This is a genomic window from Erwinia billingiae Eb661, from assembly GCF_000196615.1.
Taxonomy (GTDB): Bacteria; Pseudomonadota; Gammaproteobacteria; order Enterobacterales; family Enterobacteriaceae; genus Erwinia; species Erwinia billingiae.
In genome coordinates, this window is record NC_014306.1 from 4,889,964 (window position 1) to 4,916,923 (window position 26,960).

Genomic DNA, 26,960 nt, shown 5'->3' on the forward strand with positions numbered 1-26,960 from the left:
GCGCGGGCGCACTGCGGTGTTTCAGGCATCCATACCCGACGGCTGCGCCGTCGATTAGCGCGATCTCAGCGGCGCCTGCATTTCACCGTCGCCGACCTTGATATCCAGCAGCGCAGCAATACGCTTGCTGACGATCTCAATATCAAAGGCCGCCGCCGAAACAGGGCTGAAATCAAAGATGGACTGCTGCGAGGCATTGGCTTCCGCCACGCTCTCATCGCGATTCACCACACCCAACAACCGGTCGCCCAGTCGCTGTTGCATAAAGGCCGTTACGTCACGACTGATGTTGCGGCGGCTGTCACTCTGGTTCAGCACAAAGAAGTGTCCTGAACGCTGATTCAGCGCAGCGCCAATCATTTTTTCGTTTTCGATTTGCGGCAGCAGTGACAGCGAAGCGGTATCCGCCAGCATCACCACAAGGTGTAAATCGGCAAGATCGGTCATTGCCTTTAGGGCTGGACCCGGTCCTGGCGGAAAATCAGCGACAATCACCAGGCCTGGGTAGTTGAGGACGGTATGTAAACCCCGTGCGAGGAAGTTCGGGTCGCGGGATAAATTATCTTCAAATTCAACACGCTGCTGTTCAGTCACGTCACCATACGGCATCACAAAGATGTTGCCGCCGGTGGTTAAAATAGACTGGCTCCAGTCGGGTGATTCGGACGATTTCGCCACGTAACCCCGCCCGTCTGACAACGGCACGCCAAAATGCAGACGCAGGGCGTTCTGCACATCAAAGTCGATGGCCAGCACTTTGCTGCCGCCACGGGCGAGGGAATAGGCGAGGTTGGCCGCCAGCGTGGTTTTACCCACGCCCCCTTTGGGAGAACAAACACAAACTAACGGCATGAGGCAATTCTCTCCAGCAGAGGTTGCAGCAAAGTATCTTTCGATAAAGAGGTCACTGACGGCTCCGGCGCGGTGCTGAACAGCTGCTTAAAGCGCGGCAGATCGGCAGCCGGTTGCACCGGGGCTGCGGGCTGACGAGCCGGTGCAGTCTGCACGGGCGCAGCGGTGGGCAGCGAGGACAGGGACGCCATCAGCGGTGACGCGGCCGGGGCTGGCTGAGCAGCTGGTGCGGCGGCGGCTGGGGTGGCGAAGGCCGGCTGAGAAGCTGGTGCGGCGGCGGCAAAGGCCGGCTGAGCTGACGCCAGCGGGTTCTGCGCCTCATTAAACGGGTTCACGGCCTGAGGCTCAGGTGCAGGTGCAGGTTCCGCCACCGGCGCAGGCTTCAGCGACGCGGATATGCTGTCCAGCAAGGAGCCACCAATCTGCGCTGCCGCCGGTTTCGCCACGAGCGGCGCCACGCTGTGCGACGGCGCGTGCGTAGGCGGCTGGTGCTGTGGTTTTGGCTGCTGAACCGGCTGCACTGGCTGCGCGGCTTGTCCCAGCAGGGCATCCAGGCTGTCTTCGGCAATCGGTTGCGGCGCAGGCACATCGATACGCTGACCGTTGCCTAAAGCCGACTCTGCGCCATCATTCATTAACTGTTTGATGATCGCCCAATTGGCACTGTCTGAATTCTTCGTCTGTTCAGACATGTCCTTGAATTCGATATGGTTTGTTTGCGTTTTTTCTTTAAAACGCTGCAGGTCATCATAACTTTTCATGGGAATGATCGCGGAGAGTGGGGGGATTTCGCGGCAATATACCATACAATGTTTATATGCATCAGATTATTCTTATCGCCAGTCAGGGTGCAGAAGAATGATTAATTAACTCTTCAGGATAAATAAAATAAATGATTGCGCAGGCTATCAATCAACTTTGTTATTATTTGCCTTAATTAAATAATTTCGTCAGGTTAATTAAATAGAATGACGATTAAAAGACAATGAATGATAAGAGGAAATAGCCAACTTCTTTGAGTTTAGCAATACGTTAGGGGAAGTAATCAAAGTTTATGCTGGCAAGCGGTGAAATTTGACATAAGTCACCTTTGACTGGCCCTGAACCCCTACTTTATCCGGTGGTCCTGTTCCTCCCAGCCTTTTGAACTGACCATTGGTCCTAAGCGCAATCGCCTGAGCAATCGCTACTCACGCCTTATTTCTCTTATAAATTCGTCTGCTACGCACAGATAAAAAAAGGGCGAATCGATGATTCGCCCTTCTCGCTTATGGCCGGACCTCAGTTACCGACCGGTTGACCTTCATCCTGATCGACGGCGAAGCAGGCTATCTGCTGGTCGCCATACTGCTTGAGCTGCGGTTGCAGCTGGGTGCAGGGACCAAAACGGCGGCGGCAACGGGCGTTAAACGCGCAGCCCGGCGGCGGATTCAGCGGGCTTGGCAGCTCGCCGGTCAGCTTGATGCGTTCGCGACGCTCGTCCGGGTTCAGACGTGGCGTCGCAGACAGCAGCGCCTGGGTGTACGGATGGCGTGGGTTCGCAAAGATCGCTTCTTTACTGCCCCGCTCCACGCAGCGTCCCAGATACATCACCATCACTTCATCCGCGATATGCTCCACCACCGACAGGTCGTGGGAAATAAACACGTATGACAGCCCCAGCTCCTGTTGCAGATCCATCATCAGGTTCAGCACCTGCGCGCGCACCGACACGTCCAGCGCCGATACCGGTTCATCGGCAATCAGCACGTCCGGATCCAGCATCAGGCCACGGGCGATGGCAATACGCTGACGCTGACCGCCGGAGAACATATGCGGATAGCGATCGTAATGCTCGGTTTTCAGGCCGACCTTGGCCATCATCGCCAGGGTTTTCTCGCGGCGCTCGGCTTTGCTCAGGCTGGTGTTAATCAGCAGCGGCTCTTCAAGGATCTGGCTGACCTTTTTACGCGGGTTCAGCGAGCCGTAGGGGTTCTGGAAGACGATCTGAATTTTCTGGCGGCGCAGCTTCTGGGCCGCCGGATCGTGCTTCAGCAAATCCTGTCCCTGATAGAACAGCTGGCCTTCGGTCGGCGTTTCAATCATGGTCAGTAAACGGCCCAGCGTGGATTTACCACAGCCTGACTCGCCTACCACCGCCAGCGTTTTGCCGCGCTCCAGATTAAAGGAGACGCCGTCCAGCGCCTTCACCAGACGCTCCTGACCAAACAGCCCTTTCTTCACCGGGTAATGCTTTTTCAGATCGATCGCCTGCATCAGCAGCGCAGAGTTATGTTCAGGCTTCATAAGTTGGTCTCCCGGCATCATCCAGAGGGTAATGACATTTGGACTGACGCCCCGGAATATCACGTAATTCAGGTTCTTCAACCCGGCAGCGGTCGTTGGCATACGGGCAACGCGGGTTCAGCAGACAGCCCTGCGGACGGTCATATTTGCCCGGCACCACGCCCGGCAGTGACGCCAGACGCGCCTTGTCAGCGGCAAACTCCGGCAGCGCACGCAGCAGCGCCTGAGTGTACGGATGGCGTGGCGATTTGAAGATATCAACGGCCTTACCGGTTTCCACCACCTGCCCGGCATACATCACGATGATGTGGTGCGCGGCTTCGGCCACCAGCGCCAGATCGTGAGTGATCAGGATCAGCGCCATGTTCTCCTGCTGTTGCAGCTCAAGCAGCAGCTCGATGATCTGCGCCTGAATGGTCACATCCAGCGCGGTGGTGGGCTCATCGGCAATCAGCAGTTTTGGCCGACAGGCGATGGCCATCGCAATCATCACGCGCTGGCTCATCCCGCCCGAAAGCTGGTGCGGATAGACATCCAGACGCGACGACGGATCGGGGATGCCGACCTGGTTAAGCAGGTCAATCGCACGCTGGCGACGGGTTTTCTTGTTGCCGCCCTGATGCACCTTGATCGCTTCCATAATCTGGAAGCCCACGGTGTAACACGGATTCAGGCTGGTCATTGGATCCTGGAAAATCATCGCCACTTCCGAGCCCACCAGCTGGCGGCGCTCTTTCTCGGAGATGCGTTTCAGGTCGCGCTGGTTAAACTCCAGCTTTTCCGCCATCACTTTGCCGGGATAATCGATCAGCCCCATGATCGCCAGCGAGCTGACGGATTTACCGGAGCCGGATTCGCCGACGATGCCGACCACCTGGCCCTGCTCGACCTGATAGCTGATGCGATCGACCGCTTTAAACGGTGCCTTCTCGTCGCCGAAATGCACCGACAGTTTGTCTACAGTGAATAGTGCCATCTGGTGCCTCTACTGCTTGAGTTTCGGGTCGAGGGCGTCACGCAATCCGTCGCCCATCAGGTTAAATGCCAGTACGGTCAGCAGGATCGCGACACCAGGGAAGGTGACCACCCACCAGGCACTTTGCGCATACTGCAACACGTCGGAGAGCATGGTGCCCCACTCCGGTGTTGGTGGCTGCGCACCCATACCCAGGAAGCCCAGCGCGGCCATATCGAGGATCGCGTTGGAGAAGCCCAGAGACGCCTGCACGATCAGCGGTGCCAGGCAGTTTGGTAAAATGTTGATAAACATCTGGCGGATCGGGCCAGCGCCGGCCACGTTGGAAGCGGTGACATAATCGCGGTTCACTTCCACCAGCACCGCGGCGCGGGTCAGACGAATATAGTGCGGCAGGGCCACGAAGGTCAGCGCGATGGAGGCATTGACGATCGACGGCCCGAAGATTGCCACCAGCACCAACGCCAGCAGCAGGCTTGGCAGCGCCAGCATGATATCGACCAGACGCATAATCACGTTGTCGGTGACACCGCCGACGTAACCGGCGATCAGACCGAAAATCACGCCGAGGATCAGCGACAGCACCACCACCAGACAGCCGACCAGCAGCGACAGGCGGGCACCGTACATCAGACGGGAAAGCACATCGCGGCCCACGTCATCGGTACCGAGAATAAACTTCCAGCTGCCGCCATCCTGCCAGGCCGGCGGATGCAGCAACGCATCGCGGAACTGTTCAGACGGCGCATGCGGCGCCAGCACGTTGGCAAAGATCGCAATCAGGAACATCAGAACCACGTAAACCAGGCCGATCACCGCGCCTTTGTTACGCTTAAAGTAGTGCCAGAACTCCTGTAACGGGGTCATGGGCTTTGGGGCAGCGCTCACGCTGCCTGGATCGAGTGCAGACATATCCTCGTCCCCTTATTTCTTGTGGCGAATGCGCGGGTTAACCACGCCATAGAGCACATCAACCAGCAGGTTGACCGCGATAATCAGGATGGCCACCATCAGCACGCCGCCCTGCACCACCGGATAGTCACGACGCTGAAGCGCATCGATCAGCCAGCGGCCCAGACCCGGCCAGGAGAAGATGGTTTCGGTCAGGATGGCGCCCGCCAGCAGCGTGCCCACCTGCAACCCGATCACGGTCACCACCGGCAGCATCGCATTGCGCAGCGCATGGACCACAATCACCCGCATCCGCGTCAGCCCTTTGGCGCGCGCGGTACGGATGTAGTCTTCACCTAACACTTCCAGCATCGCCGAACGCGTCATACGGACGATCACCGCCAGCGGAATGGTCCCCAGCACGATGGCCGGCAGGATCATATGCATTACGGCGTCTTTGAAGTCGCCCGGTTCGCCCCAGATCAGGGTATCAATCAGCATAAAACCGGTTAGCGGCTGACTGTCGTCGAGGAACACCGTATCGCCTATTCGCCCCGCGACCGGGGTCAGGTTCCAGTGCACCGACACCAGCATGATCATCATCATTCCCCACCAGAAAATCGGCATGGAGTAACCGGTCAGCGAGATGCCGACCACGGTATGATCGAAGATGGAACCGCGTTTAACCGCAGCCAGTACCCCGGCAGGGATGCCGACAGCCACGGCAAAAATCATCGCGCAGATGCCCAGTTCCAGCGTCGCTTTAAAGCGCGGAACGAATTCCTGCCAGACCGGGATGCGGCTTTTCAGTGAAATGCCTAAATCGCCATGGAGCACGCCATAGACGTAGGAGACATATTGTTGCCACAGCGGCTTATCCAGACCCATCTGGGCCAGAAGCTGCGCGTGACGTTCAGGAGACATTCCGCGTTCGCCGGCCATAATCAGCACCGGATCGCCCGGGATCATATGGACAAACGCGAAGGTTAACAGGGTGATACCAATAAACGTTGGGATGACAAGTCCCAAACGTCGGAGTATGAACTGCAGCATATTCCGGATTCTCTTTTGGTTCCCGCAGGCTCGTAGCCCGAGAGATTATATTTGCTCACATCTTGCCGCGGATATTCTCCGCCGCGACGCTTTTCAGGGCGCCGTACCTGGCATTGATTGAATGAATTCAATTAATGATGACTTCAGATGGTGATAACCGTCGGGCGCAGAGTGAAGAACAAGGCGCGCGGCGCACAGCAACCCAGACATGGCATCGTGCCAGTCGAAGGTGGCGAGCGCCGCGCAACGCAGTTATTCAACCGCGCACCCGTTTACTATTCCTGAATATCAACGTTCTCGAAGTGATGTTTACCCAATGGGTCAACCACGTAGCCGGTCACTTTCTTGCTCACCGGCTCGTACACCGTAGAGTGCGCGATAATCAGCGCAGGCGCCTGGTCGTGCATCACAACCTGAGCCTGTTTGTAGTATTCAATACGTTTGTTGTGATCGGGCTCAGCACGGGCTGGCTGGATCTGGTCTTCAAACGGCTTGTAACACCAGCGGGAGTAGTTGGAACCGTCTTTTGCCGCTGCACAGCTGAACAGGGTGGCGAAGAAGTTATCCGGATCCCCATTATCGCCGGTCCAGCCCATCATCACGGTCTGGTGTTCACCGGCTTTAGCACGCTTCAGGTACTCGCCCCACTCGTAGGTGACGATCTTGGCTTTCACGCCAATTTTCGCCCAGTCGGACTGGATCATTTCAGCCATACGACGCGCGTTCGGGTTGTACGGACGCTGAACCGGCATTGCCCACAGGTCGATGGAGAACCCGTCTGGCATACCCGCTTCTTTTAGCAGCGCTTTCGCTTTCGCCGGGTCGTAGGTGTAATCCTTGACCGCGTCGTTGTAGCCCCACATGGTTGGTGGGATCAGGTTTTTGGCCGCCTGGCCAGCACCCTGATACACCGCGTCGATGATCGCCTGCTTGTTAACGGCCGTGATCAGCGCCTGGCGCACTTTCAGGTTATCCAGCGGTTTTTTCTCAGTGTTGAACGACAGGTAACCGACGTTCAGGCCTGGCATCTGCATCAGGTTGATATTTTTATCTTCCTTCATGCGGGCGATGTCAGCCGGGTTCGGGTACGGCATCACCTGGCATTCGCCTTTCTGCAGCTTGGCGTAACGCACGGACGCATCCGGGGTGATGGAGAACACCAGACGGTCGATTTTTGGCTTGGTGCCCCAGTACTGGTCAAAGGCTTTGTACAGGATGCGGGAGTCTTTCTGGTACTGCACCAGCTGGAACGGACCGGTACCGACCGGGTTCAGGTCGATTTTTTCCGGGGTACCGGCTTTCAGCATGTTGTCAGCGTATTCAGCCGACAGCACGGAGGCGAAGTCCATGCCGAGGTCGGCCAGGAACGGAGACTCAGGACGGGTCAGCACGAAGCGCACGGTATTGTCGTCCACTTTCTCGATTTTGCTGATCAGCTTCGGCATGTCCATGCCTTCGAAGTATTCGTAGCTGCCGCCAGAGACGCCATGATACTTGTTGTTCTTATCGAGCTGACGCTCGAAGGAGAACACCACGTCATCGGCGTTGAAATCGCGGGTTGGCTTGAAGTCTTTGGTGGTCTGCCACTTCACACCCTTACGCAGGTGGAAGGTGTAGGTTTTACCGTCTTCGCTCACTTCCCACTTCTCTGCCAGGCCAGGCTGGATTTCAGTGGTGCCGATTTTGAATTCAACCAGACGGTTGTAGATCGGAACTGAGCTGGCATCGTAAGTGGTGCCGGAGGTGAACAGCTGTGGGTTAAAGCCCTCAGGCGACCCTTCTGAACAATAAACAAGGGTTTTAGCCTGGACGCCAGCGGCAACGGTGAGAGCAATCAGGCTCAGACCTACCTTCAGCATCCCTGTTTTAGAAATACGCATGCTTCTGCTCCAATTGTGATGTGGTGTTGTGTGCACGTGCGCAAGACCCTGTATTTTTTTAGTGCGGTCTTTGCGTTGCCTTGCGGCGCTGGAGAAGGAAAGGATCGGTCAGGGGAGAAACCATCAGACTAATCCGCATCCTGTCTCGCTGAGGCATCAATTTGTCAACAGTTGCAAGGAACGTCAATACAACTGTCAGGTATTTACACAGAGTGTGAGAAACAGCAAGCAAACATAAAAAAAACCAATTGCGGGGTTTTTCAGAGGAAACGATTGATTGCAGCCAGTTTCACCGCACAAAGATAATGCCCACAACTTTAATCATGGCAATTTGCTCTAAAAAAAAACGATTAATTTAGTCGGCTAACTGGGTTATTTATGAACGATACGCTTTGCTTATATCAACTTAGCCAGCTAAATATGCTGCAACTGACGCATAAGAAATCAGCAACAACCCGGGATCGGTCATAAGCGGAACGCGGCGCGAAATAAGGGGATGAAACCAGACGGCAGAAGGGTTTCAGCGACTTTTTTTCCATTTAAAATGGACAAATTTTTGTAACAGTCATTTTTCGCCAACAGGATTTTATGCTGCGGTTTTGCGGTGGGGAATTTCAGGCATAAAAAAGCCCGGAACGATCCGGGCTAATTGCAGGGGTTTTGCAGCCGATCAGGCTTTGTCGTCTGTCGTCGCCGTGGCCTGTTTCGGATCGGCACACCAGTTGTTTTTCTGATTGATGCCGCCGTCTGGCGAGGTGTAGCCGAGGCAACCGAGCAGGGTATCAAACAGCTCAACGTGGCGATGGGTCTTGCCCACGCGCTGCTGGGCTTTCAGCCGTTCAAAGGCGCTCTGATTGGTTGGGTCTGCCAGATACTTATCGGACGCCCAGACAATCATCGGCACGCGGAACTGCTCCGGTGGTGCCATATGACGCGGCGTGCCGTGCAGGTGCATGTTCTCGCTGATCGATTCGCCGTGGTCCGCCGCATAGAAGACGATGGCTTTCTTATCACGCAGCTGGTCGAACACGCTGTCGAGCACCGTATCGGTGTACAGCACCGAGTTATCAAAGGCATTGATCAACATTGCCTTGCTGCAGGTGTCGTCGACGCCCATGCATTCAGGCTGATAGCGGGCAAACTCGCGCGGATAGCGCTGGGAATAGAGGTAGTGCGAGCCTTTAGTATGCAGCACCACCAGATGCTTGCCATCAGGGTGGCGATCCAGCGACTTTTTCAGCTCCGGCACCAGCAGCATATCGTCGACCGATTTGCCCTGATTCTCTTTCTCCGAGCCAATCTGCTCGCGGAAGGCGAAGTTATCCGCATTGGTGTTGTTGTAGAACCACACTTCGCTCTGCATGGCGAACAGCTCCGAGCTGAAGCCCAGTTCTTTCAGTACCGAGAAGACGTTCTGCTCTTTCAGGGTGCGGGCCGGGCCTTCATCGGTTCCGCCCTCACGCACAAACATACAGCGCAGCGACAGCTTGGTGGCGGTATCGCAGGACTCGCCCCGGAATGCCACCAGGTTCTTCTCTTTCGACAGTTTCGGCGTGGTATCACGGTCATAGCCGAGGATGCCCATATGGTCCCAGCGGGTGGTTTCACCGATGACAAATACCACATAGGTATCGTCCAGCCCGGCTGGCGCGGTGTAGGTAAACTGCTTCGCCGGATCCAGCAGGTCCTTGCTGTCCATCTTCTCGTCGTAGCTGGTATAGGCAAACAGCCCCAGCGCCGACAGCCAGTTCGACGGCAGATAGGAGTGCGCCACCACGCCGCCATAGCTTGGCAGATCGACGTTGGTCAGCTTTTCATTGATGTTCTGCTGCTTATCAAGGAAGCGGATCGGCAACCAGACCAGCGCGACGGCCAGCAGCAGGATCAGCAGCGGTTTAATGCGGTGTCCCGGGGTTTTCAGCTGCTCAAGCAGGGTCAGGCGCAGCGCGTTGCACCAGATCAGCACTAACGGCACGATGCTGACGGACAGCATCCACAGGACGAAGTGGTAACCAATCACCTCTTTCGACAGGTCGGTATCGGTGGTCATCACCGAGGCGACGATGCCGTAGCCAATAACGACGTTAAAGAAGCTCATATAGTAGCTGGCGGCGACCGAAATCAGCACCAGCGCGGTGGCGGTAATGCGCCAGAACACCTTGCCGCCGAGCGACAGCAGACGCATCAGGAAGAAGGTCAGCAGGACGATTGCCACCACTTCCACCGCAGCAGAAAACCACTGCATGGCGTTAAATTGGGCCAGAAAGGGATCAAAACGACGGTAAAACACCGGTATATTCAAAAAGATACCGATGTAAAATGCCAGCATCAGCGAGAGCTTCTGCTGTGTTAGAGATTTAATAAAATTCATTCAACCTATTTCCCGGTGTAACAAAAACGGATCTTAAACGCTAATCAGACCGTACCGTTACGCCAGAGTTCGGAAAGCAGGTCGATTATCCCCAGGTAAAATCATCACCCAGGAACGTCAAAGCGAAGGAGCCCCTCCGCACAAGCCGCGTAGTTAACCACAATACGCGCCCGTTTTCCCAAAAATCGTTCAGAAAAAGCTCAAAACCAGAAAAAATCGGCGTCAATGACGCAGGGTCCACCTGCCCAGACTCAAGTCATTGGCGCTGTGGCAAGGCAGCAAAAGAAGTCATCCCGATGAGCTTACATGAGTAAGTGATTCGGGTGGCTTCTTGCAGCTAACGCCGCCACGGCGTCAAGGACGCAGGGTCTAGATCCCGCTGAACCAATTGTATCCTTGATCCTCCCAGTACCCGCCGGGATTCTCATTGGTGACAAAAATGGCCCCAATATGCTTGGCATTCTTAAATCCGAGCTTAGTCGGCGCGCGCAGACGCAGCGGATAACCGAAATCCGGCGGCAGCGGCTTTTTGTCAAAATCTAACGCGAGGATGGTTTGCGGATGCAGCGCGGTGGGCATATCCAGGCTGGAGTAGTAGCGATCGTCACACTTAAAGCCGACGTATTTGGCCGTCAGATCGGCCCCCACATGCTGTAAGAAGGTTTTCAGCGGCACGCCGCTCCACTGGCCGATAGCGCTCCAGCCTTCAATACAGATCAGCCGGGTGATCTGCGCACTCTGCGGCAGCTGCTTTAGCTGATCCAGCGTCCAGGGCGCTTTCTTCTCCACCTTGCCGGACACTTCAAGCCGGTAGTCGCTGATATCGATATCCGGCACGTTGTACTCAGGGTAAAAGGCGTTGAAGCGGAATGGCCGGGTGATCTGCGCTTCGCTGTAGGTCTGCGCCAGCTTATCGCCGCTGAACAGCCAGGCCTGTACCCGATCGTTCCAGCGCGACATCGCCCACAGCGCTTTATCCACCTGATCGCCGTCCTGCAGGTTGCAACCGGTCAGCATCGACACCGCACCCAGCGTCAGGCCCGATCGCAGGATCAACCGACGCTGCAGATTCACCAGCTGTTTGCGCTGATCCGGCTCAAGGATAATTTTGGGTTTGTCACTCATCGGTGGGTGTCTCCCTGCGGCCACCGGTGATCATCGCCGGCAGCGTTTTCGGCACCAGCAACACCATCACCACATGCACCACCACAAACAGCATCACGCCGCTCATGGCAAAGAAATGGACGTAGCGGGCAATATCAAAGCCACCGAACAGGGCGACCAGCTGGCTGAACTGCACCGGTTTCCAGATCGATAACCCGGACAGCACCAGCAGCGCGCCCAATATCAGCACGCCCACATACAGCAGCTTTTGCACCGCATTGTAGTGCCCCTGCTGGTGCGGCAGCTTAAAGCGCAGCGCCTGGCCGATATCACGCAGCACCGACGCGGGCGTAAAGGGGAAGAAGCGACGACGAAAATGCCCGCTGAACAGCCCCCACAGCACGTAAATCGCCGCGTTGACGAACAGCAGCCACATCACCGCCAGATGCCAGGCGATATTACCGCCCAGCCAGCCACCAAGGGTGAGGAACGCCGGGAAGGTAAACGAAAACAGCGGCGAGGCGTTATAAATGCCCCAGCCGCTCATCACCATGCCAACCATCACCAGCACGTTCAACCAGTGACACAGGCGGACGGGCCACGGATGGACCCGTTTTTTTGCAGAAGCCGGCATGGTTGCTCCGGGTTACATTGGCGGCGTCAGGCCGTCTTTACCGGCAGAAATGCCGCGTGCCACGATGTTGCCCTGCGCATCTTTCATGCCGAACAGCACCACTTTGGTTCCGGCTTTCAGCAGGCTCTTGTTGCCCGGCTCGATCAGCACCACCGGCACGTCGTCAGGCACGATCACGGTTTTTTCCATGTCATGCACTTTGACGGTCAGAGTGTGGCCGTTGCTGTTAACCAGCTTGCCGACGGTGCCGTTGGTCATGGTGTTGATTTTACCGTCCGGCGATTCAAACGGGTTGAAGCCTTCACCGCTGCCACGCAGGCTCGGTGCAAAGACGTGCACTTCCAGCGCTTTCAGCTCGCCATTGGCCATCGGAACCGCGGCGGTGCCGATAAAGCTGTCCGGTTTGATATCGCTCATTTTGGCTTTGCTGACGCTGTTGACCTTGGTCTGGTCGGTGATTTTTACATCCAGCTTATCGCCCTGACGGGTGGTGATCTGCACCGCAGAATCGCTGACCGAGTCGATCGTTCCGCGGGTAGGCTTGATAGTGGTATCTGCAGCGAAAGAGGTGCCGCTGACCAGCAGCGTGCCGAGCAGCAGGGCTGCAATACGGGACTTGATCATGTGTCTCTCCTGAGAAGGATGCTGTGTGTCGACTAGTTAGGGTGCTAAGTAAGCGTAAGCGGAGAACAGGAAACTACCAGGAAGATTGCGGTTTTTTTGTATTTTAAAACGTTACGGGCCGCGCATCCCCGGCCACAGAGCGGGCCGGGGGGCATTTATACCATCAAATTAGTTGATGATATTCAGGGTCACGTCGATGTTGCCACGGGTTGCATTAGAGTACGGGCAAACGATGTGCGCAGCGTCGACCAGTTTTTTGGCTTCCGCTTCGTCCATGCCTTCCAGATGAATATTCAGTTTGGCTTCGATACCGAAACCGGTCGGGATCGCGCCGATGCCCACTTCGCCTTCAATAAAGGCGTCTTTCGGGATAGCGATTTTGTCGCGACCGGCCACAAATTTCATCGCACCAAGGAAGCATGCAGAGTAACCGGCAGCAAACAGCTGCTCTGGGTTAGTCGCTTCGCCGCCTGCGCCGCCCATTTCTTTCGGCACGCCCAGCTTAACGTCCAGCACGCCGTCGGAAGAGGTCGCACGGCCGTCACGGCCACCGGTGGCTTTAGCTTTTGCGGTATAAACTACTTTTTCGATAGACATGGTGAAACTCCTGTTGAGTGCTTTATACGCGATTAAATCGCGCGCTATTTATATAACAAAAAGAATCGATACTGATTTTAGTGCATCCGCGCTTACCCGTTAAGGTTGTCGCGCAGCGTTTCCAGTCCGGTTTTCAGCGAGGTCAGCGTATCGCCGTCACACGCCGTGGCGCAGAACACCGACTCAGGGATGTTCTCGGCCTTACGGCGCAATTCAGCGCCCTGCTCCGTTAAGGTCACCACCACCTGGCGCTCATCTTTGCGTGAACGCTGGCGATTAAGCAGTCCGGCGGCTTCCAGTCGTTTCAGCAGCGGCGTTAAGGTCGCGGAATCAAGGAAAAGACGCTCGCCAATCTCGGAGACGGTGACGTCATCCTTCTCCCACAGCACCAGCAGCACCAGATATTGCGGATAGGTGACATCGAGCTGGGTCAGCAGCTGCCGGTAAAGCTTGTGGAGCGCCAGATTGGCGGAATAAAGCGCAAAGCACAGCTGTTGATCAAGCAACAGTGGCGAGTCTTTGGCTTTTTTGTCATCTTTATCTTTCGTCATGACCAAAAATATAAATAGTGCACGATATATTTGCAAGCTAATTTCTATCTATGGGGGAAAACGGATGGATTCACTGGAAGAACAGGCACGGCGATATGCCACCAAAGCCCACGCGGAAGCGGGCCAGCGCCGCAAATATACCGATGAACCCTATATCGTTCATCCGGCGGCCGTGGTCGAACTGGTCAGAAGCGTGACCGACAACGAAGTGATGCTGGCGGCCGCGTGGCTGCACGACACGGTTGAGGACACGCCATCCACCTTAAATGACATCAGCAACTTTTTTGGTCCGCAAGTCGCGGAGCTGGTCGAGATGCTGACCGACTGCCCGCCGGCGGACGCCAAAAACCGTGCCGCGCGCAAAGTCGCCCATTTCCGCCACACGGCCAAAGCCTCGGCGGATGCGCAGACCATCAAGCTGGCGGACATCATTGATAACACTCGCTCGATAATCCATTTCGATCCGCATTTTGCCCGCGTCTATCTGGTCGAAAAGCGCGTGCAGATTTCGCTGCTGACCGACGGCAATGCCGACCTGTGGAAGCAGGCGTCGATCATCATCGAACAGGGCATTGATCAGCTGACGCAGGCACCGCATCATGTACCGGCTGACTGGTTTGCCCGCCAGCAGCAAAAATATCCCGTTAACAGTGAGAAAACGTCATGAATACCTGGTTTACCGAAGTGCTGGACGCACATGTCGCCATTGAAAACTGGCTGAGTGAAGGCAGCGGCGACGTCGGGGCGTTACTGGCTCGCTTCCCGGCGGCGTTTTCCATGATCGGGCTGAGCGGCGCGGTGCTGGATCACTCCAAACTGAGCCAGTTTTTCCGCGCCAGCCAGGCGGCAAAGCCAGGGCTGACGATCGCCATCGACGAGATGACGCTGGTCAGCGAATGGACCGACGGTGCCGTGGTCAGTTACCGCGAAATCCAGTCGCTGCCGGGTTCAGCGCCTACCCAGCGGCGTTCAACCGTGGTGTTCAGCCTCTCTTCTGCCGGCATCGGCTGGCGGCATCTGCATGAAACACCTATAAGCGGTTAATTATCAGTGCTATAAGCTCAACTCCATCTTTGCTAGCTTGATTGCTAGCAATATTCAGCCTACGCTTACGCCTGTCTTAACGCGTGAGAGAGGTCATGATGGATTTTGTAAAAAGAACGATTGAGTTGGCAATGCAGAACGTTGAAGAAGGTGGCAGACCGTTTGCCACGGTAATTGTGCGCAATGGCGAGATCGTGGCCGAAAGCGCCAATAAAGCCGCGCAGAGCCACGATCCGACCGCTCATGCTGAGATCCTGGCGATCCGCGAAGCCTGTAAAAAGCTGCAAACGGAAAATCTCTCCGACTGTGAGATCTACATTCTGGCCAGCCCGTGCCCGATGTGCCTGGGTTCGCTGTACTATTGCAGTCCGAAGCAGGTGATTTACATCACCACCCGCGAAGAGTACGTGCCGTTTTACCGCGACGATCGTCAGTACTTTGAGCTGGAGAACTTCTATCAGGAATTTGCCAAGCCGATCGCGCAGCGTCGCCTGCCGATGAAGCATCAGCCGGACGTTCAGGCACTGGACGTGTATAAGCGCTGGAAAGAGCTGAACCGCCCTGCCGAATAAGGCGTGGAGACGTCAGAAGAAACGGATCCTGCGGTGATAAGGTGGGAACCAACCAAGAACGGAAACCGACGCGTGCGGTTTCCGTTTTTTTTATTACTGGTGGTAGAAGATGTCGCCGGATTCAGCCTGCACGATTTTGCCATCGACTTTGGTGAACAGCACATAGTTGCCGCCCATATAGGTCCAGGCCGTGCCGTCTGCCGGTTTTGGCAGGTTACGGGTTTTCCAGTCCACGACTTCATACTTCTTGGTGCGGTAACGGTCGGGGATCACGCTACCGATATTGAAGCGCTGGAAGTCCGCGAAGAACGTTTTGATCGCATACGGGTGCGCCGGATCGGGCTTCTCGACGGCATCCTGATTGTGTTCCGCAGGCGTTTGCACGTCCGGGGTCTGACCTGGTGTGGTCACGCCCTGATTATCCTGAGAGGACGGCGTGCCGGTGTCCGCATCTGACGGGTCAGCGGCGGTGGCCGGATCCTGCGTGGCCGGTGCCTGAGCCGCCGGGTCGGTCTGAACTTGCTGAGCCTGCTCGCCTTCTGCATACGCAGTGGACATCACCGGCAGGGCTCCCATCAATACAGCGGATAACAACACGATCTTCGACTTACTCATAATTTCTCCAGATTGAACACCGTCAGCCCTGAGGCGTACTGATCAAATTCTACAAAATAATCGGTTCTGTTTTTACTCTTTTTGCACGTCAGGGCCGTGGAAACGCGCACGCTCGCAAATTTGCTGTAGAAGATAAAGCGTTCGCGGCTGGAAGGCACAGAAATTTTGTAAAGAAAATCCGGTGAAGGGCTGTGTGCCAGGGTTATTCAACGCCGGGCAGCAGCCGGGTAACGATGCAGCCTGGCGATAAAACTTGCAGATCGATCAATTCCTCTCCATCATCAACTCAATTTCTTCGATTTTTGAGTTGAAAAAAATGAAAATCAAAAGACCGTCAAACGCGCTGAATATCAATGAATTAGCCAATGTCTTCGGCAATGGTGAAAACCTGTCGGCCTATATTGAGTTTATGAAACCGGTCGACGATAAGGGACGCTACCTGCACTGGGATTCGCTGCGGCACCGCATCCCAAAACAGCTTGATCCTGAACTGGTCTGGACCTTTGTGAAGCATGCCCGCCGGAGCGGCGGCCGGACATTGCCGCTGACGGACAAAAACGGCAGCAAGGCGCAGCTGTACGTCACCGATTTTATGCAGAAAACCTGCAGCCAGGTCGACAGACTGACCTCCTCTTCCGCCGAAAATGAGCTGTTAAAAGGCCTGGAAGAGAGAAGCTACTTTATCAAAGACCTGTTTGGCGAAGAGTCGATTTCCTCCAGCCAGCTGGAAGGTGCGGCAACCACCACCCGCGTGGCTCAGGAAATGCTGCAGATAAAAAGGGAGCCGAGAGATGAAAGCGAAAGGATGATTTTCGGCAACTACCGCATGATGCAATTTGTCGTTCAGCAGGCGGGACAAAAAATGACGGCCGGGCTGCTGAAAGAAATTCACGCCATCGGTGTGCAGGATATCAACGACGCGCAGTATAAACCCGGCGACTTTCGCGATCACGATGACATCGTGTTGGAAGATACGCTGTCGAAAGACGTGATCCATCAGCCGCCCAGCCATACACAGCTTGATGAGTATATTGAGACATTGTGTCACTGGGCTAATGAACCGCACGAGAAAGACGTAACGGGTTCCTATATCCATCCGTTGCTGAAAGCCTGCGTGCTGCATTTTATGATTGGCTACATTCACCCCTTCTGCGATGGCAACGGCAGGACGGCACGCGCGCTGTTTTACTGGTACATGCTCAAGTGCGGCTACTCGGCCTTCCGGCATATCTCAGTCAGCCGTTTGTTGAAGGAAGCACCGGTCGCCTATGGCAAGGCCTACCTGCAGACCGAAACGGATGATTTCGACCTGACGTATTTTGTGAGCCATCAATGCGAGACAGTCGCAAAGGCGGTCGACGCGTATATCACGCACATTAAAGAACTGATCCGCATCCGATCGGAGCTGGATGCCTGGCTGTGGAGCAATGAGTCGGTCAAAGACCTTAACGCCCGCCAGCAGCAAATTATGAGCGTGGCCATTGCGCACCCAGGCAGAATATTCTCGCTCGGCGAAGCAATGGAGAATCTGAAGATTTCTTACAACACGGCCAGAACGGATTTCCAGCAGCTTGCGAAGTTGGGGCTGCTCAAAGCTCATAAGGAAGGCAAAGAAACCGTGTTTATCGCACCAAAAAACAGCAAACAGGCGAAGAAATGGAACGACGCCGAACCTGATTTACCTAAAACGACCGGCTGGTAATTCAGTGGCTTAGCGAATCTGATGGCAGGCAAGAACAGCCCGATTGCTCGGGCTGAATGACAGTGACTTAATGAACCGGCAGCAGCGTTTCGCCTTCAATCATGGCTAAACCCTCGCTGGTACGGATAAAGCGCGGTGCTTTCAGATCTTCAGTCAGAACGTAGAGCATATCGAAAAGCAATTCGGTGATCTGTTCTGCCTGCTCCTGCGGTTGCCGCTGGCTGAGCAACACCAGCGCCAGCGCAGAACAATAACCACAGAGCGTTTCCGAGTCGTTGGTCAGCGGACTGATATAGCCGCCAGACTGCACCTCATCGACCGTGAGCTGTTCAATCAGATAGTCAGGTAAAGGATAGGTTAATACCACCTTTAGCACTTCCAGTCCGGCGAACAGGCGGCCACAAAGCGCCATGCGCTGTTCCTCAAAGTCATTCTCAATTAATGCATCGCCATAACAACGACAAATATCCAGTATCTGGAATAAGTCCAGAGAGGTATTTACCGGTAATTTCAACAGCGCTGGAATACTCAGATCAAAAATTGAAGATTCAGATGTGAAATCATCGTAGCCGTTTGTGTTACTGTATGCCGTAGCCATATTCGTTAGCTCCTTTAACGTTTGTGGTCAGACGCCTCGGAAGTGTGTTCGCACTTTCGGGGCGTTGCTATTTGTTACGCGGGAGAATGCGTAACAGACGTAGTGTCCTGTATGCATATATAGTGAGTCAAATGAAAATTGAGTGAAAAATACTCAAATTTGAAGGGTTAGAAGTGGCTCGCAAAAAAATGTATTGAGAGTGGGTGTTGCAGGTTTTTTGTAAAAACTCCTGAGTTAAATACCGTTCATCATGTTAATTATTTCTCAGGAGTAATAGCAATTATTGGAATATATCGTTAATACTGGTTTCCAGAACAAATCGGGAGATGGGTATCTCCAGCCTTATCTGCCATATAAAGCGGTGCACAGGTCGGCTTTCTCGGTTCCAGCTTTGAAACGTCATCATTTTGAGCAGGCTGGGAATCTACTTTCTCGCTGTGTATCGGTTTTTTCGCACTGGTTTTCTTAGGAGGTGACTGTTGAATGCGTGATTCTGGAATCGGTTGTTGGATACTTCGAGTGCCATAGCCTGAACAGAACCGCTTAGACTGGCTCAAGCTGCCATCATTACAGATGAATCCCCCTTCAGCACTACAGTGAGAGATACCGCCCTTTGAGCCTGAGCAAGGTTGCCGCCCACGCGCAGCTTCAGCTTGCATGGTGACCAACATCATCAGGGCGAGGAGAGAGAGTATTTTTTTCATTCATTATCCTTAACGTAAAAAACAACAAACCTGTAGAACACTGTACGCATAAATGATTGTGCTACATAAGCCTGAGCGGGAACTATCGGGCTTTACTTCTCTGATGCTATACGGCGTACCGTCATCAAAAACTCAAGGGCCGTTGTCTCCCACAGCTCTGGTGAGAAATCATGCCCGTACCTCTTCTCGAACTCATCCTCTACGCCATCACCATAAGCGGTAATGAAATCATCGACTTCATCAATAAGATCTTTCAACATCCAGTCCATAAATCTATTTTTATAGAGTTTTATGATCCCTTCCATAGATTCTTCACCGTCATTGATGAGGTCGTAATCTTGATTGAAATAACCGAATATCAGTTGATCAAGCAAATTGAATTTTTGCATTGTGTTCCTTATGCATCCGGGAAGGCGGTGAGAATATAATATGGCTTACCGTTGTACTTTTGAAACTCGATAACGACCCTGACATTTTTCAAAATCAATCTTTGACTGCTTCCACGCCTGAAACCATAACCCAGGACTTCATTTGTCGGGTAACGAATGGTGAGCCTGGCCTCGGGCCGTCCTCCAGCCAATACGGACTTTATCGATGATTTATTGATAAAAATCGCTCTTGAGATGGCATCCTCAGCTATGCGCACATCTGAAAATGTAGAGGAGAACTGCAATCGTTTATTTGTTTGAAATCTGGCCAAAAGGTCACTGTCACTCTTGCCGATATGCATGGAAAGGGTATGTCCGCCTGGCTTGAGATTAGTCGCTGACTCATGCTCTCTCAATCTGATGCGGCCAGCCCTCACCGCTGCAACGCGGGTAGCTCCAATCGCCAATGCGAATCCTAATGGCACGGCGATATCCACGGTAAGCCCGATCTTCAACGCAGTATCGTCGTCAGCACCGAAAGCTTTTGCCATCGCAGTAGCAGCTTTATAGGTGGCTGAGCGAGTATTATTTCCCGTAATAATCTGATTTGCAGCGGTATTAATACCATCAAGGCTGTGCGCTCCAACCACAATACATCCGGCTTTGGTTAATCCTGTCGGCTCAGGAGCGACACACAGAGCCGTCGCCCCCACAAGCTCCAGAGTGCCCATGACGAGTCCAAGGCCGCCAAATAAACGATTACTGAGAGTTTCACCTTCTGTAACGGACCTGTCTGAGAGTGCAGCTGCGAGCTGCACCGGGGACATCACGATTTTGACACCATTTTCCATAACTTCATCCCTGTTGGTTAAAATACATCCTGCTGCGTAGTATCCCTAGGATGACTGAATAAGATCCAGTTTAAATTCTAAAAAACATGATAACGCACTCAAATTAGGGTGCATTTTTAGGTTACTTGCTTAAGTGTCTTTCCAGGATTCCGAATGAAGACTGCAAGAATTTTACTCAATATTAAAATCGTCAAACGCTGATAAAAGAAGGTTAAACATTGATTAATCGCTGGCACTGCCTGCGATCGGCATAAATCATGAGAAATAAGCTTTTTCAGCACTCAGAGTGTAAGAAATTTCTGTCCAGCTTAACTTTACTAAAAAATAGGGCAGATGAATGTTGTTTAAAAAAAAGGCGATATTTAGTTAAAAGTTAACTAAAATTCATGGATCATTTCATTTAAAACCATTTAATTCAGATAGTTATGGATGTGTTGAAATATTTCATCGGGGTATTGATTAGAAATCCTTGATCGGATACTGTTAGTGTCAATGAGATAATCCCTAAAGGATATTGATGCTTCATAACGACGTCGTTATTAATGAAGGTTTAAGATTTCCTTCATCTCAATGAGATTTTAAAGAAAGATATAGAATTTTAAGTGTTAAAACAGGGTGTTAGAAGATGGTGCTGGTCTTTTTAATCGATGAAACCAAAAACTGGTGAAAAAATGGAAATTTTGGACACGCTTAACGATCTCTCTGCAAAAATTAAACAACAGGCATCATTGATTAAAACTGAAGAGGCAACAAAAAGTGCCTTCGTAATGCCATTTATTAACAAAGTTCTTGGTTATGATGTTTTTGATCCAACAGAAGTCATACCTGAATACATTTGTGATGTTGGCACCAAGAAAGGCGAAAAAATAGACTTCGCAATAATAAAAAATGGTGAAATACAGATCCTTATTGAATGCAAAAAAATTGGCGAACCATTAAACATTAACCATGCATCTCAACTTTTCAGGTATTTCCATGTAACTACAGCACGCATATCTATATTAACCAATGGACAGGTTTATAAGTTTTTCACAGATCTAGACTCCCCTAACAAAATGGATGAGAAACCATTTTTAGAGCTTGATTTAGATTATATTGATGAGAATGTCGTCCCTGAGATTTTCAAGCTGACTAAAAGTGCATTTGATGTTGATTCAATTGTAAACGCTGCTGGTGAACTAAAGTATGTCAGTCAAATTAAGAAAATAATCTCATCGCAATTTATAAATCCTGATGATGATTTTGTACGGCTAATTGCATCGCGAGTATATGAGGGTGTGCAAACCCAGAAAGTCAGGGAGCTTTTTTCAGCACTTACCAAAAAATCGCTGACACAATGGATGACTGACCAAGTTAATGAAAGACTGAAATCAGCCCTCAACAGTACAAAAATTGTCGAGACAAAAACTGATGTTGAGAAAACTACCAATGATGATATCTCAACTGCAGAAGAGAATAATGATATTGTCACAACCGCAGAAGAGATTGAAGGTTTCCATATCGTTAAGTCAATAATCAGAACGACTCTCTCACCTGAGAGAATTGGGTTCAGAGATACTAAAAGTTATTTCGGCATACTCATTGATGATAACAACAGAAAACCGATATGCCGGCTTCATTTAAATAGAAGCCAGATTTATATTGGATTGTTTGATGATAACAAGAAAGAAATTAGACACCCTTTGAGTAACATTGATGATATATTCAATTTCTCAGAGGAATTGATTACAGCCGCTAAGTTATACTTATAAATATCCGGCCAGGCGTGGATATAAGATGAGTCATGTGAACTCAGAGTTAGGCGAAATCCTTAAGGCTACTCTCTAAAGGTGTAGCCTCCAGAGAGCGTTGACTTTACTTATTCTGGTAAAGATCCCAGCGGTTGCCATACAAGTCTTCAAATACAACAACTGTACCGTACTCCTCTTCGCGAGGTTCCTGGCAGAATTCCACCCCCTTAGCTTTCATGGAGGTGTAGTCGCGCCAGAAGTCATCAGTCTGAAGAAAAAGGAAAACACGTCCGCCACACTGGTTGCCGATAAAGTTTTCCTGCTTCTCGTTTGATGCGCGAGCCAAAAGAAGATTACAGTCGCTGTCCGGGTTTGGTGTAACGACTACCCAGCGTTTTCCTGGCTGCGGTGTATCCTCAACGAGCGTAAAGCCCAGTTTTTCCGTGTAATACGCTATTGCCCGATCGTAGTCATCAACAACTATGGCCACATATCCCATGCATCGCTTCTGAGTTCTCATTTCTGCTCCACCAGGTTTCAGGCATACATGCCCGGAGAGTTCTTTTTATCATAAACAAACCTCATTCTGCGTTTAGATTGTTCAGAGTCTCTTCACCCGTCCCAGAGATGAAGCTTGCTGAAGGAAAACTCTCCTGCCCAGCAATGAGACTACTCTTATCACCCTTAAAGAAAAACGGACAGCCAATTTGATCCTATGGACTTTCTTAACACTTCGCTGTGAGGGGCTTTGCTGGCAGATGTCCATTTCCCCTGCTTAACCGAATTGGAAAAAAATTTCCCATGCAAGCGCATTATAAAAAAATGATTAAGATCATGGAAAAATATACCCGCGCGTTTCTTTACCCGGCCATTGACAATCTGTTTACAGAGTGCGAGGGATAATCAGCAACCTCTTTATCATTCATTTCGAAAATACCAAACCAGAGAGCTTAAAATGAAAGTATCTGCATCTTCAAAACGACTTATCCTGGCTTGTATGGTTGCGTCCGCTGTGTTGAGTATCACTGCATGCTCAAGCAGTTACGTGATTTCAACCGATGACGGGCACATGATTACTACGCACGGTAAACCGGTTAAAGATAACGACACCGGACTTATCTCATATAAAGATGCTGACGGGGTGATCCACCAAATGAACCAGAAAGACGTCAAAGAAATCATTGAAAAATAAATGAAAAGACTACTAATGCTACTGCTTATTCCCCTCTGTCTGACAGGCTGCGTGGAATATAAATGGGTTAAGGCTGATGCGAATGAGCAGCAGGAGGCGATGGCAGAAACGGCCTGCCAGGCTCAAGCACTACGGGATTTACCGCCAGATAACGTGGTGAGCGATAAATATACGTCTAAAAATAAGAAAGATAAGTCAACTGACACCAGTTATTCAACAAGTGACGTAAATGAAACTCAGCGCACTATCCTTGTTAAGGACTGCATGTTCAAGAAAGGATGGCAACAGATTGAAATTCAAAAATAACCGTAAAAAATGAGTTCTTTATTTGCAAAAAAATGGCAGTCATTGTTCTCAGGGGGCTGCCTTTTCAGCAACTCAGTACTGCCCCCCTTCCATACTCAACCCAAATTCTCACAAGTTACAATCTTAAAATTAACCTTCATATCCTTATACCAACGGGGGTTGATATCCCGCACCTCGGTATTGCCCACGTCAGTGTTGTAGCCCCCCGCCACTCTTGTCACCCTTAAAAAAAAACAAACAGCCAGGATGCGTTAATGAAGAATTTCACAGAAGCTTCCAATTGTAGATTGATCGCTCTACAATCGATGTTCCCCCACAGGAGAACCTTATGAAAGCATCGGTTGGTAGGCCCAGAGAATTTGATCCAAAGGACTTTCTTAACACTGCGCTGGAGTGCTTCTGGCAGAATGGATACCGGGCAACCTCGATGCCTGACCTTATGAAGGCATCAGGCCTGGCAAGCGCCAGCATCTACAAACTTTACCCGGATAAACGGGCTATCTATCTTGCTGCACTACAGCTTTATATGGATGAAGGAACATCCAGAGGCATGAAACGTGATGCGGACTTGTCGCCAGAAGATGCATTGCGGGAAACGCTCGAATTTGTCGCCCTGTTCTCATCTGCTCCTGAAGGAGATAAAGGCTGCTTTACCATAGCCGCCGCCAGTGAACTCTTGCCGGGTGATGAAGAGGTCAAAAACAAGGTGTCTGATAAATTTAATAAGATAATTAATCAATTAGAGACAATATTGACCAAAGGCCAGGCACAGCAGGTCTTTCGACAGGATGAAGATGCAAGAGTAATGGCCGTAAGTATTTTCATGATGCTGGAAGGGATGCGTGTGTACGCAAAAATTCAGCCTGCAATTGAAGACCTCAGAAGGAGCAACGATTTTATCGTCAGGTCGGTGCTATCAAACAAGGTATCAACATGACAGAAGTGGGCACCATTGTTCAGCGCCATAAACGAAAACACACAATGGTGGTTCTTGAATACGAGAACGGCATCGCCCTGTGCGGCTGGATCGATAAAGGCCGGTTTTATAAAAGACGCTTTCCTGTGACTCATTTAAAGGTGTGTGCGCCGTGGTCAAATTTTTGGCCTTTTACATGAAAGCGCTCAGTTGTATTCTAAAGCTGATTTTTATAATCATGCTTGAGCCGAACAGGAATCACCGCCCGGCTTTTAGCAATGAATCAAAGAGCAAAAATAGCCTCAATTTCGATTGAAAGGTCAGGTGAGAAAAGGCGGCTGACTTCAACGAGTGAACTGGCAGGCAAATGATCGCCATAATGCCGGTAAAGCACTTTACGCAGATCATGGATCTCTTCAAAAGAGGTGATGAAAATAGTCACTTTGATCAGCGCTGAAAACTCGGTTCCTTCTGCGCTGATGATTTTCCTGATTTGGCCGAATATTTCTTCAGCCTGCCCTGCAATGCCCGAATGTTGAGCAGCAGTACCAAATGCAGTCAGTCCTGAAATATAGAGTGTGCCATTGTGCCGAACAGAGTGGACGTAGGGAGCCTTTACCTCGCCCAGTTCAGGATAATTCTTCCGTACCACCTTACTCATGCAGATTTCCTTTTGAGAGTGAACAGGTGCCAATCGTATCATCTCAACGTCCGTTTATAGCTCATAACTTGCTAGGTCAAACGAGTAACGTTAAGCGCGCAACTCTTCATATGAGACCATGACATGCTCCCGAAAAGCAGGCCTCACGGCGATATTTTCATAATACGCACGTAATCTGGGTAAAGACTTACGGACGACATCTATATCGTAATAACGGTATAGCACGTGACCAAACTGGATGTCGGCCAGAGAAAAATCATCTCCCGCCAGAAAGCGGTGTTTTTCGAACTGCGCCTCTGCGACCGAGAGGTAGTTTTCTAACTTCACCATCGCTTCAGCTATAGCTTGTTCGTCTCGGTTTCCTGTGGTGTACGTACAACACGCCAGAACACAGGAAGATTAAATGCTGTCGCAACATTAATTTTTGACCATTCAGCCCATTTATCTATATTCGCTTTTTGTATCTCATCCGAAGGCCAGAAGCTTTCAGCACCATAGCGATTAGCCAGATAGCGAAGAATGGCTCCCGTCTCCCATAGGGGTGGAGCGGTACCATCCTGCAGAACCGGAACAGTCCTGTTTGGATTAAGTGAATAGTAAAAATCAGTCTCAGTCCCTTTATACTTATGTCCTATGTCGTGCCTGACGTAAGGCAATTCCATTTCTCCAATTGTAGCGGTCAACAAAAACTGGCCACAGCTTTAGAGTTTTTCCAGAACAATCGTTCTGATTCATTCGGCGTCAAACCACCATTATATTGATGAGGTCTGAGCTGGCTGTAATATCCTGTGATGTAATTCGTTATTGCCGTGCTGGCTTCGCTAAAATTCGCGTAGCCATTATCCGGTACCCACTCTGTTTTCAGGCTTCTGAAGAATCGTTCCATTGGGCTGTTATCCCAGCAATTTCCCCGGCGACTCAGGCTTTGCTTTATCTGATATCTCCACAGTAACTGCCTGAAATTCCTGCTGGTATAGTGGCTGCCTTGGTCCGAGTGATACAGTAAATTAGCCGGCTTTCCTCGCGCTTCCCAGGCCATGGACAGCGCTTTAGCTGTCAGTGCAGAATCCGGGAAAAATGACATCGCCCAGCCAACCGGTTTACGGGAAAACAAATCGAGTACAACAGCCAGATAAGCCCAGCGTTTTCCCGTCCAGATATAAGTCACATCACCGCACCAGGCCTGATTAGGCTCGGTAACAGCAAACTGGCGATCCAGATAATTAGGGATCTCAATGTGCTCCTTAGACGCCTTCTTATAACGATGGCCAGGTTGCTGACAGCTGATAATATTGAGCGCTTTCATTAGCTTTGTTGCCCGCCAGCGGCTCAGTTTTATACCTTTGGTGGTGACCATCGCGGCAATGCTTCGCGCTCCTGCTGAGCCGTTACTTTCGCGATAAACTTCACGCACAAGGCTCAGTAATGCCACTCTCGTGGCGTCAGGCTTCCTGGGCTGCCGCCAGTATTTATAACTGCTGCGATGAACCCCAAACACGTTGCACACAACGGCAACAGGAAACCGCGCCCTGAATTTCTCAACTAATGAGAATTGTTCAGGGAGTCTGACATCAAGAGCGCGGTAGCCTTTTTTAATATATCCCTTTCCATTTCAACGCGTTGAAGTCTTTTCTTTAGCTCGCGTATTTCAATCTGCTCAGGTGTCATGGGTGAAGCAGTGGGTGATTTTCCCGCTCGCTCTTCTTTCAGTTGTCGAACCCATTTGTCCATTGTGGATTTGCCGACGTTCATTGCCGTAGCAGCGGCGGCAACGGTGTAATGCTGATCGAGTACAAGCTGGGCAGCTTCGAGGCGAAACTCGGGGCTAAAATTGCGTCTGTTACGTCCGGTCATAATGTCACCTGTTTTGACTATGAGGTGA

General features: G+C 51.6%; 30 protein-coding genes and 1 pseudogene. 9 read left to right on the forward strand and 22 right to left on the reverse strand.

Annotation, left to right across the window (positions count from 1 at the left end; translation table 11 throughout):
• Nucleotides 1-54 precede the first annotated feature (54 nt).
• The 13 genes from bcsQ to EBC_RS23730 form a co-directional block, all read right to left on the reverse strand.
• Nucleotides 55-852 (reverse strand): cellulose biosynthesis protein BcsQ, encoded by a 798-nt coding sequence (gene bcsQ / locus EBC_RS23670; protein WP_013204405.1) that lies wholly within the window; start codon nucleotides 850-852, stop codon nucleotides 55-57.
• A complete protein-coding gene (gene bcsO, locus EBC_RS23675) occupies nucleotides 843-1,658 on the reverse strand; it encodes a cellulose biosynthesis protein BcsO (RefSeq protein WP_331426447.1) in 816 nt (271 codons plus the stop codon). Before bcsO ends, bcsQ begins: the two co-directional genes overlap by 10 nt.
• A gap of 475 nt (nucleotides 1,659-2,133) precedes the next feature.
• Nucleotides 2,134-3,138 (reverse strand): dipeptide ABC transporter ATP-binding subunit DppF, encoded by a 1,005-nt coding sequence (dppF, locus tag EBC_RS23680; RefSeq protein ID WP_013204407.1) that lies wholly within the window; start codon nucleotides 3,136-3,138, stop codon nucleotides 2,134-2,136.
• Entirely contained in the window at nucleotides 3,128-4,114 is a 987-nt protein-coding gene (gene dppD / locus EBC_RS23685) for a dipeptide ABC transporter ATP-binding protein (RefSeq protein WP_013204408.1), read from the reverse strand. Before dppD ends, dppF begins: the two co-directional genes overlap by 11 nt.
• A gap of 9 nt (nucleotides 4,115-4,123) precedes the next feature.
• Nucleotides 4,124-5,026 (reverse strand): dipeptide ABC transporter permease DppC, encoded by a 903-nt coding sequence (dppC, locus tag EBC_RS23690; RefSeq protein WP_013204409.1) that lies wholly within the window; start codon nucleotides 5,024-5,026, stop codon nucleotides 4,124-4,126.
• Between the two features lie 12 nt (nucleotides 5,027-5,038).
• Nucleotides 5,039-6,058, reverse strand: coding sequence for a dipeptide ABC transporter permease DppB (gene dppB / locus EBC_RS23695; protein WP_013204410.1), 1,020 nt, complete (start codon nucleotides 6,056-6,058; stop codon nucleotides 5,039-5,041).
• 275 nt (nucleotides 6,059-6,333) lie between these two features.
• Nucleotides 6,334-7,938, reverse strand: a complete 1,605-nt coding sequence (gene dppA, locus EBC_RS23700; protein ID WP_013204412.1) for a dipeptide ABC transporter periplasmic-binding protein DppA — start codon at nucleotides 7,936-7,938, stop codon at nucleotides 6,334-6,336.
• 670 nt (nucleotides 7,939-8,608) lie between these two features.
• Nucleotides 8,609-10,309, reverse strand: a complete 1,701-nt coding sequence (gene eptB, locus EBC_RS23705) for a kdo(2)-lipid A phosphoethanolamine 7''-transferase (RefSeq protein WP_013204413.1) — start codon at nucleotides 10,307-10,309, stop codon at nucleotides 8,609-8,611.
• A 369-nt stretch (nucleotides 10,310-10,678) separates the two neighbouring features.
• Complete coding sequence (locus tag EBC_RS23710; protein ID WP_013204414.1) at nucleotides 10,679-11,434, reverse strand: molybdopterin-dependent oxidoreductase; 756 nt, start codon at nucleotides 11,432-11,434, stop codon at nucleotides 10,679-10,681.
• Nucleotides 11,427-12,047 carry a cytochrome b/b6 domain-containing protein gene (locus EBC_RS25900; RefSeq protein WP_013204415.1) on the reverse strand — a complete coding sequence of 207 codons (621 nt, stop codon included), beginning with the start codon at nucleotides 12,045-12,047 and terminating at the stop codon, nucleotides 11,427-11,429. The genes EBC_RS23710 and EBC_RS25900 overlap by 8 nt, the downstream gene beginning before the upstream one ends.
• A gap of 12 nt (nucleotides 12,048-12,059) precedes the next feature.
• Nucleotides 12,060-12,671 (reverse strand): hypothetical protein, encoded by a 612-nt coding sequence (locus EBC_RS25905; RefSeq protein WP_013204416.1) that lies wholly within the window; start codon nucleotides 12,669-12,671, stop codon nucleotides 12,060-12,062.
• 168 nt (nucleotides 12,672-12,839) lie between these two features.
• Nucleotides 12,840-13,268 carry an organic hydroperoxide resistance protein gene (locus EBC_RS23725; protein WP_013204417.1) on the reverse strand — a complete coding sequence of 143 codons (429 nt, stop codon included), beginning with the start codon at nucleotides 13,266-13,268 and terminating at the stop codon, nucleotides 12,840-12,842.
• A 92-nt stretch (nucleotides 13,269-13,360) separates the two neighbouring features.
• Nucleotides 13,361-13,819 (reverse strand): MarR family winged helix-turn-helix transcriptional regulator, encoded by a 459-nt coding sequence (locus EBC_RS23730; RefSeq protein ID WP_013204418.1) that lies wholly within the window; start codon nucleotides 13,817-13,819, stop codon nucleotides 13,361-13,363.
• Nucleotides 13,820-13,883: 64 nt separating this feature from the next.
• On the opposite strand from EBC_RS23730, the gene EBC_RS23735 reads away from it, so the two are divergent.
• The 3 genes from EBC_RS23735 (at nucleotide 13,884) to EBC_RS23745 (ending at nucleotide 15,435) form a co-directional block, all read left to right on the forward strand.
• A complete protein-coding gene (locus tag EBC_RS23735; protein ID WP_013204419.1) occupies nucleotides 13,884-14,486 on the forward strand; it encodes an HD domain-containing protein in 603 nt (200 codons plus the stop codon).
• Complete coding sequence (locus EBC_RS23740) at nucleotides 14,483-14,863, forward strand: hypothetical protein (RefSeq protein ID WP_013204420.1); 381 nt, start codon at nucleotides 14,483-14,485, stop codon at nucleotides 14,861-14,863. The genes EBC_RS23735 and EBC_RS23740 overlap by 4 nt, the downstream gene beginning before the upstream one ends.
• 95 nt (nucleotides 14,864-14,958) lie before the next feature.
• On the forward strand, nucleotides 14,959-15,435 hold the full coding sequence (locus tag EBC_RS23745) for a nucleoside deaminase (protein WP_225309796.1): 477 nt from the start codon (nucleotides 14,959-14,961) through the stop codon (nucleotides 15,433-15,435).
• Between the two features lie 93 nt (nucleotides 15,436-15,528).
• Here the strand turns inward: EBC_RS23745 and EBC_RS24850 are convergent, their stop codons facing one another.
• Nucleotides 15,529-16,050: an RcnB family protein gene (locus EBC_RS24850; protein ID WP_013204422.1), complete on the reverse strand. Its 522-nt coding sequence runs from the start codon at nucleotides 16,048-16,050 to the stop codon at nucleotides 15,529-15,531.
• A 316-nt stretch (nucleotides 16,051-16,366) separates the two neighbouring features.
• Here EBC_RS24850 and EBC_RS23755 point away from each other — a divergent pair, with 316 nt between their 5' ends.
• A complete protein-coding gene (locus tag EBC_RS23755; protein ID WP_065762088.1) occupies nucleotides 16,367-17,752 on the forward strand; it encodes a Fic family protein in 1,386 nt (461 codons plus the stop codon).
• 67 nt (nucleotides 17,753-17,819) lie between these two features.
• Here the strand turns inward: EBC_RS23755 and EBC_RS23760 are convergent, their stop codons facing one another.
• From EBC_RS23760 to EBC_RS23775, 4 genes are all read right to left on the reverse strand, one after another.
• On the reverse strand, nucleotides 17,820-18,350 hold the full coding sequence (locus EBC_RS23760) for a hypothetical protein (RefSeq protein ID WP_013204425.1): 531 nt from the start codon (nucleotides 18,348-18,350) through the stop codon (nucleotides 17,820-17,822).
• 296 nt (nucleotides 18,351-18,646) lie between these two features.
• Complete coding sequence (locus EBC_RS26375) at nucleotides 18,647-19,054, reverse strand: YdcA family protein (RefSeq protein WP_041692159.1); 408 nt, start codon at nucleotides 19,052-19,054, stop codon at nucleotides 18,647-18,649.
• A gap of 92 nt (nucleotides 19,055-19,146) precedes the next feature.
• Complete coding sequence (locus EBC_RS23770) at nucleotides 19,147-19,443, reverse strand: contact-dependent growth inhibition system immunity protein (protein ID WP_013204426.1); 297 nt, start codon at nucleotides 19,441-19,443, stop codon at nucleotides 19,147-19,149.
• A gap of 8 nt (nucleotides 19,444-19,451) precedes the next feature.
• On the reverse strand, nucleotides 19,452-20,273 hold the full coding sequence (locus tag EBC_RS23775; protein WP_013204427.1) for an RNase A-like domain-containing protein: 822 nt from the start codon (nucleotides 20,271-20,273) through the stop codon (nucleotides 19,452-19,454).
• A 671-nt stretch (nucleotides 20,274-20,944) separates the two neighbouring features.
• Between EBC_RS23775 and EBC_RS23780 the strand changes: the two genes are divergently transcribed.
• Nucleotides 20,945-22,024: a type I restriction endonuclease gene (locus EBC_RS23780; RefSeq protein WP_013204428.1), complete on the forward strand. Its 1,080-nt coding sequence runs from the start codon at nucleotides 20,945-20,947 to the stop codon at nucleotides 22,022-22,024.
• 103 nt (nucleotides 22,025-22,127) lie between these two features.
• Here EBC_RS23780 and EBC_RS23785 read toward each other — a convergent pair whose 3' ends face one another.
• Complete coding sequence (locus tag EBC_RS23785) at nucleotides 22,128-22,523, reverse strand: VOC family protein (RefSeq protein WP_013204429.1); 396 nt, start codon at nucleotides 22,521-22,523, stop codon at nucleotides 22,128-22,130.
• 435 nt (nucleotides 22,524-22,958) lie between these two features.
• On the opposite strand from EBC_RS23785, the gene EBC_RS23790 reads away from it, so the two are divergent.
• The 4 genes from EBC_RS23790 (at nucleotide 22,959) to EBC_RS25290 (ending at nucleotide 24,617) form a co-directional block, all read left to right on the forward strand.
• Nucleotides 22,959-23,195, forward strand: coding sequence for a YgdI/YgdR family lipoprotein (locus EBC_RS23790; protein ID WP_041692160.1), 237 nt, complete (start codon nucleotides 22,959-22,961; stop codon nucleotides 23,193-23,195).
• Nucleotides 23,196-23,501 (forward strand): hypothetical protein, encoded by a 306-nt coding sequence (locus tag EBC_RS23795; RefSeq protein WP_041692161.1) that lies wholly within the window; start codon nucleotides 23,196-23,198, stop codon nucleotides 23,499-23,501.
• A 328-nt stretch (nucleotides 23,502-23,829) separates the two neighbouring features.
• A complete protein-coding gene (locus EBC_RS23800) occupies nucleotides 23,830-24,438 on the forward strand; it encodes a TetR/AcrR family transcriptional regulator (RefSeq protein ID WP_013204432.1) in 609 nt (202 codons plus the stop codon).
• Nucleotides 24,435-24,617 carry a hypothetical protein gene (locus EBC_RS25290; RefSeq protein WP_071822133.1) on the forward strand — a complete coding sequence of 61 codons (183 nt, stop codon included), beginning with the start codon at nucleotides 24,435-24,437 and terminating at the stop codon, nucleotides 24,615-24,617. Before EBC_RS23800 ends, EBC_RS25290 begins: the two co-directional genes overlap by 4 nt.
• Nucleotides 24,618-24,700: 83 nt before the next feature.
• Here the strand turns inward: EBC_RS25290 and EBC_RS23805 are convergent, their stop codons facing one another.
• The 3 genes and pseudogenes from EBC_RS23805 to EBC_RS23815 form a co-directional block, all read right to left on the reverse strand.
• Complete coding sequence (locus tag EBC_RS23805; RefSeq protein WP_013204433.1) at nucleotides 24,701-25,078, reverse strand: RidA family protein; 378 nt, start codon at nucleotides 25,076-25,078, stop codon at nucleotides 24,701-24,703.
• 90 nt (nucleotides 25,079-25,168) lie between these two features.
• A pseudogene (locus EBC_RS23810) lies at nucleotides 25,169-25,764 on the reverse strand (glutathione S-transferase family protein).
• Nucleotides 25,758-26,932, reverse strand: a protein-coding gene (locus EBC_RS23815) for an IS3 family transposase (protein WP_157868027.1) whose coding sequence is annotated in 2 segments (ribosomal slippage) — nucleotides 25,758-26,674 and nucleotides 26,674-26,932 — 1,176 coding nt in all. Because the reading frame shifts where the segments join, the coding sequence is not laid out codon by codon here. The pseudogene EBC_RS23810 and the gene EBC_RS23815 overlap by 7 nt, the downstream one beginning before the upstream one ends.
• Between the last annotated feature and the right edge of the window lie 28 nt (nucleotides 26,933-26,960).

Bases quoted from the DNA above. Each gene is read 5' to 3' on its own strand.
- bcsQ (WP_013204405.1), bottom strand. From the start codon at position 852: ATGCCGTTAGTTTGTGTTTGTTCTCCCAAAGGGGGCGTGGGTAAAACC.
- bcsO (WP_331426447.1), bottom strand. From the start codon at position 1,658: ATGGTATATTGCCGCGAAATCCCCCCACTCTCCGCGATCATTCCCATG.
- dppF (WP_013204407.1), bottom strand. From the start codon at position 3,138: ATGAAGCCTGAACATAACTCTGCGCTGCTGATGCAGGCGATCGATCTG.
- dppD (WP_013204408.1), bottom strand. From the start codon at position 4,114: ATGGCACTATTCACTGTAGACAAACTGTCGGTGCATTTCGGCGACGAG.
- dppC (WP_013204409.1), bottom strand. From the start codon at position 5,026: ATGTCTGCACTCGATCCAGGCAGCGTGAGCGCTGCCCCAAAGCCCATG.
- dppB (WP_013204410.1), bottom strand. From the start codon at position 6,058: ATGCTGCAGTTCATACTCCGACGTTTGGGACTTGTCATCCCAACGTTT.
- dppA (WP_013204412.1), bottom strand. From the start codon at position 7,938: ATGCGTATTTCTAAAACAGGGATGCTGAAGGTAGGTCTGAGCCTGATT.
- eptB (WP_013204413.1), bottom strand. From the start codon at position 10,309: ATGAATTTTATTAAATCTCTAACACAGCAGAAGCTCTCGCTGATGCTG.
- EBC_RS23710 (WP_013204414.1), bottom strand. From the start codon at position 11,434: ATGAGTGACAAACCCAAAATTATCCTTGAGCCGGATCAGCGCAAACAG.
- EBC_RS25900 (WP_013204415.1), bottom strand. From the start codon at position 12,047: ATGCCGGCTTCTGCAAAAAAACGGGTCCATCCGTGGCCCGTCCGCCTG.
- EBC_RS25905 (WP_013204416.1), bottom strand. From the start codon at position 12,671: ATGATCAAGTCCCGTATTGCAGCCCTGCTGCTCGGCACGCTGCTGGTC.
- EBC_RS23725 (WP_013204417.1), bottom strand. From the start codon at position 13,268: ATGTCTATCGAAAAAGTAGTTTATACCGCAAAAGCTAAAGCCACCGGT.
- EBC_RS23730 (WP_013204418.1), bottom strand. From the start codon at position 13,819: ATGACGAAAGATAAAGATGACAAAAAAGCCAAAGACTCGCCACTGTTG.
- EBC_RS23735 (WP_013204419.1), top strand. From the start codon at position 13,884: ATGGATTCACTGGAAGAACAGGCACGGCGATATGCCACCAAAGCCCAC.
- EBC_RS23740 (WP_013204420.1), top strand. From the start codon at position 14,483: ATGAATACCTGGTTTACCGAAGTGCTGGACGCACATGTCGCCATTGAA.
- EBC_RS23745 (WP_225309796.1), top strand. From the start codon at position 14,959: ATGATGGATTTTGTAAAAAGAACGATTGAGTTGGCAATGCAGAACGTT.
- EBC_RS24850 (WP_013204422.1), bottom strand. From the start codon at position 16,050: ATGAGTAAGTCGAAGATCGTGTTGTTATCCGCTGTATTGATGGGAGCC.
- EBC_RS23755 (WP_065762088.1), top strand. From the start codon at position 16,367: ATGAAAATCAAAAGACCGTCAAACGCGCTGAATATCAATGAATTAGCC.
- EBC_RS23760 (WP_013204425.1), bottom strand. From the start codon at position 18,350: ATGGCTACGGCATACAGTAACACAAACGGCTACGATGATTTCACATCT.
- EBC_RS26375 (WP_041692159.1), bottom strand. From the start codon at position 19,054: ATGAAAAAAATACTCTCTCTCCTCGCCCTGATGATGTTGGTCACCATG.
- EBC_RS23770 (WP_013204426.1), bottom strand. From the start codon at position 19,443: ATGCAAAAATTCAATTTGCTTGATCAACTGATATTCGGTTATTTCAAT.
- EBC_RS23775 (WP_013204427.1), bottom strand. From the start codon at position 20,273: ATGGAAAATGGTGTCAAAATCGTGATGTCCCCGGTGCAGCTCGCAGCT.
- EBC_RS23780 (WP_013204428.1), top strand. From the start codon at position 20,945: ATGGAAATTTTGGACACGCTTAACGATCTCTCTGCAAAAATTAAACAA.
- EBC_RS23785 (WP_013204429.1), bottom strand. From the start codon at position 22,523: ATGAGAACTCAGAAGCGATGCATGGGATATGTGGCCATAGTTGTTGAT.
- EBC_RS23790 (WP_041692160.1), top strand. From the start codon at position 22,959: ATGAAAGTATCTGCATCTTCAAAACGACTTATCCTGGCTTGTATGGTT.
- EBC_RS23795 (WP_041692161.1), top strand. From the start codon at position 23,196: ATGAAAAGACTACTAATGCTACTGCTTATTCCCCTCTGTCTGACAGGC.
- EBC_RS23800 (WP_013204432.1), top strand. From the start codon at position 23,830: ATGAAAGCATCGGTTGGTAGGCCCAGAGAATTTGATCCAAAGGACTTT.
- EBC_RS25290 (WP_071822133.1), top strand. From the start codon at position 24,435: ATGACAGAAGTGGGCACCATTGTTCAGCGCCATAAACGAAAACACACA.
- EBC_RS23805 (WP_013204433.1), bottom strand. From the start codon at position 25,078: ATGAGTAAGGTGGTACGGAAGAATTATCCTGAACTGGGCGAGGTAAAG.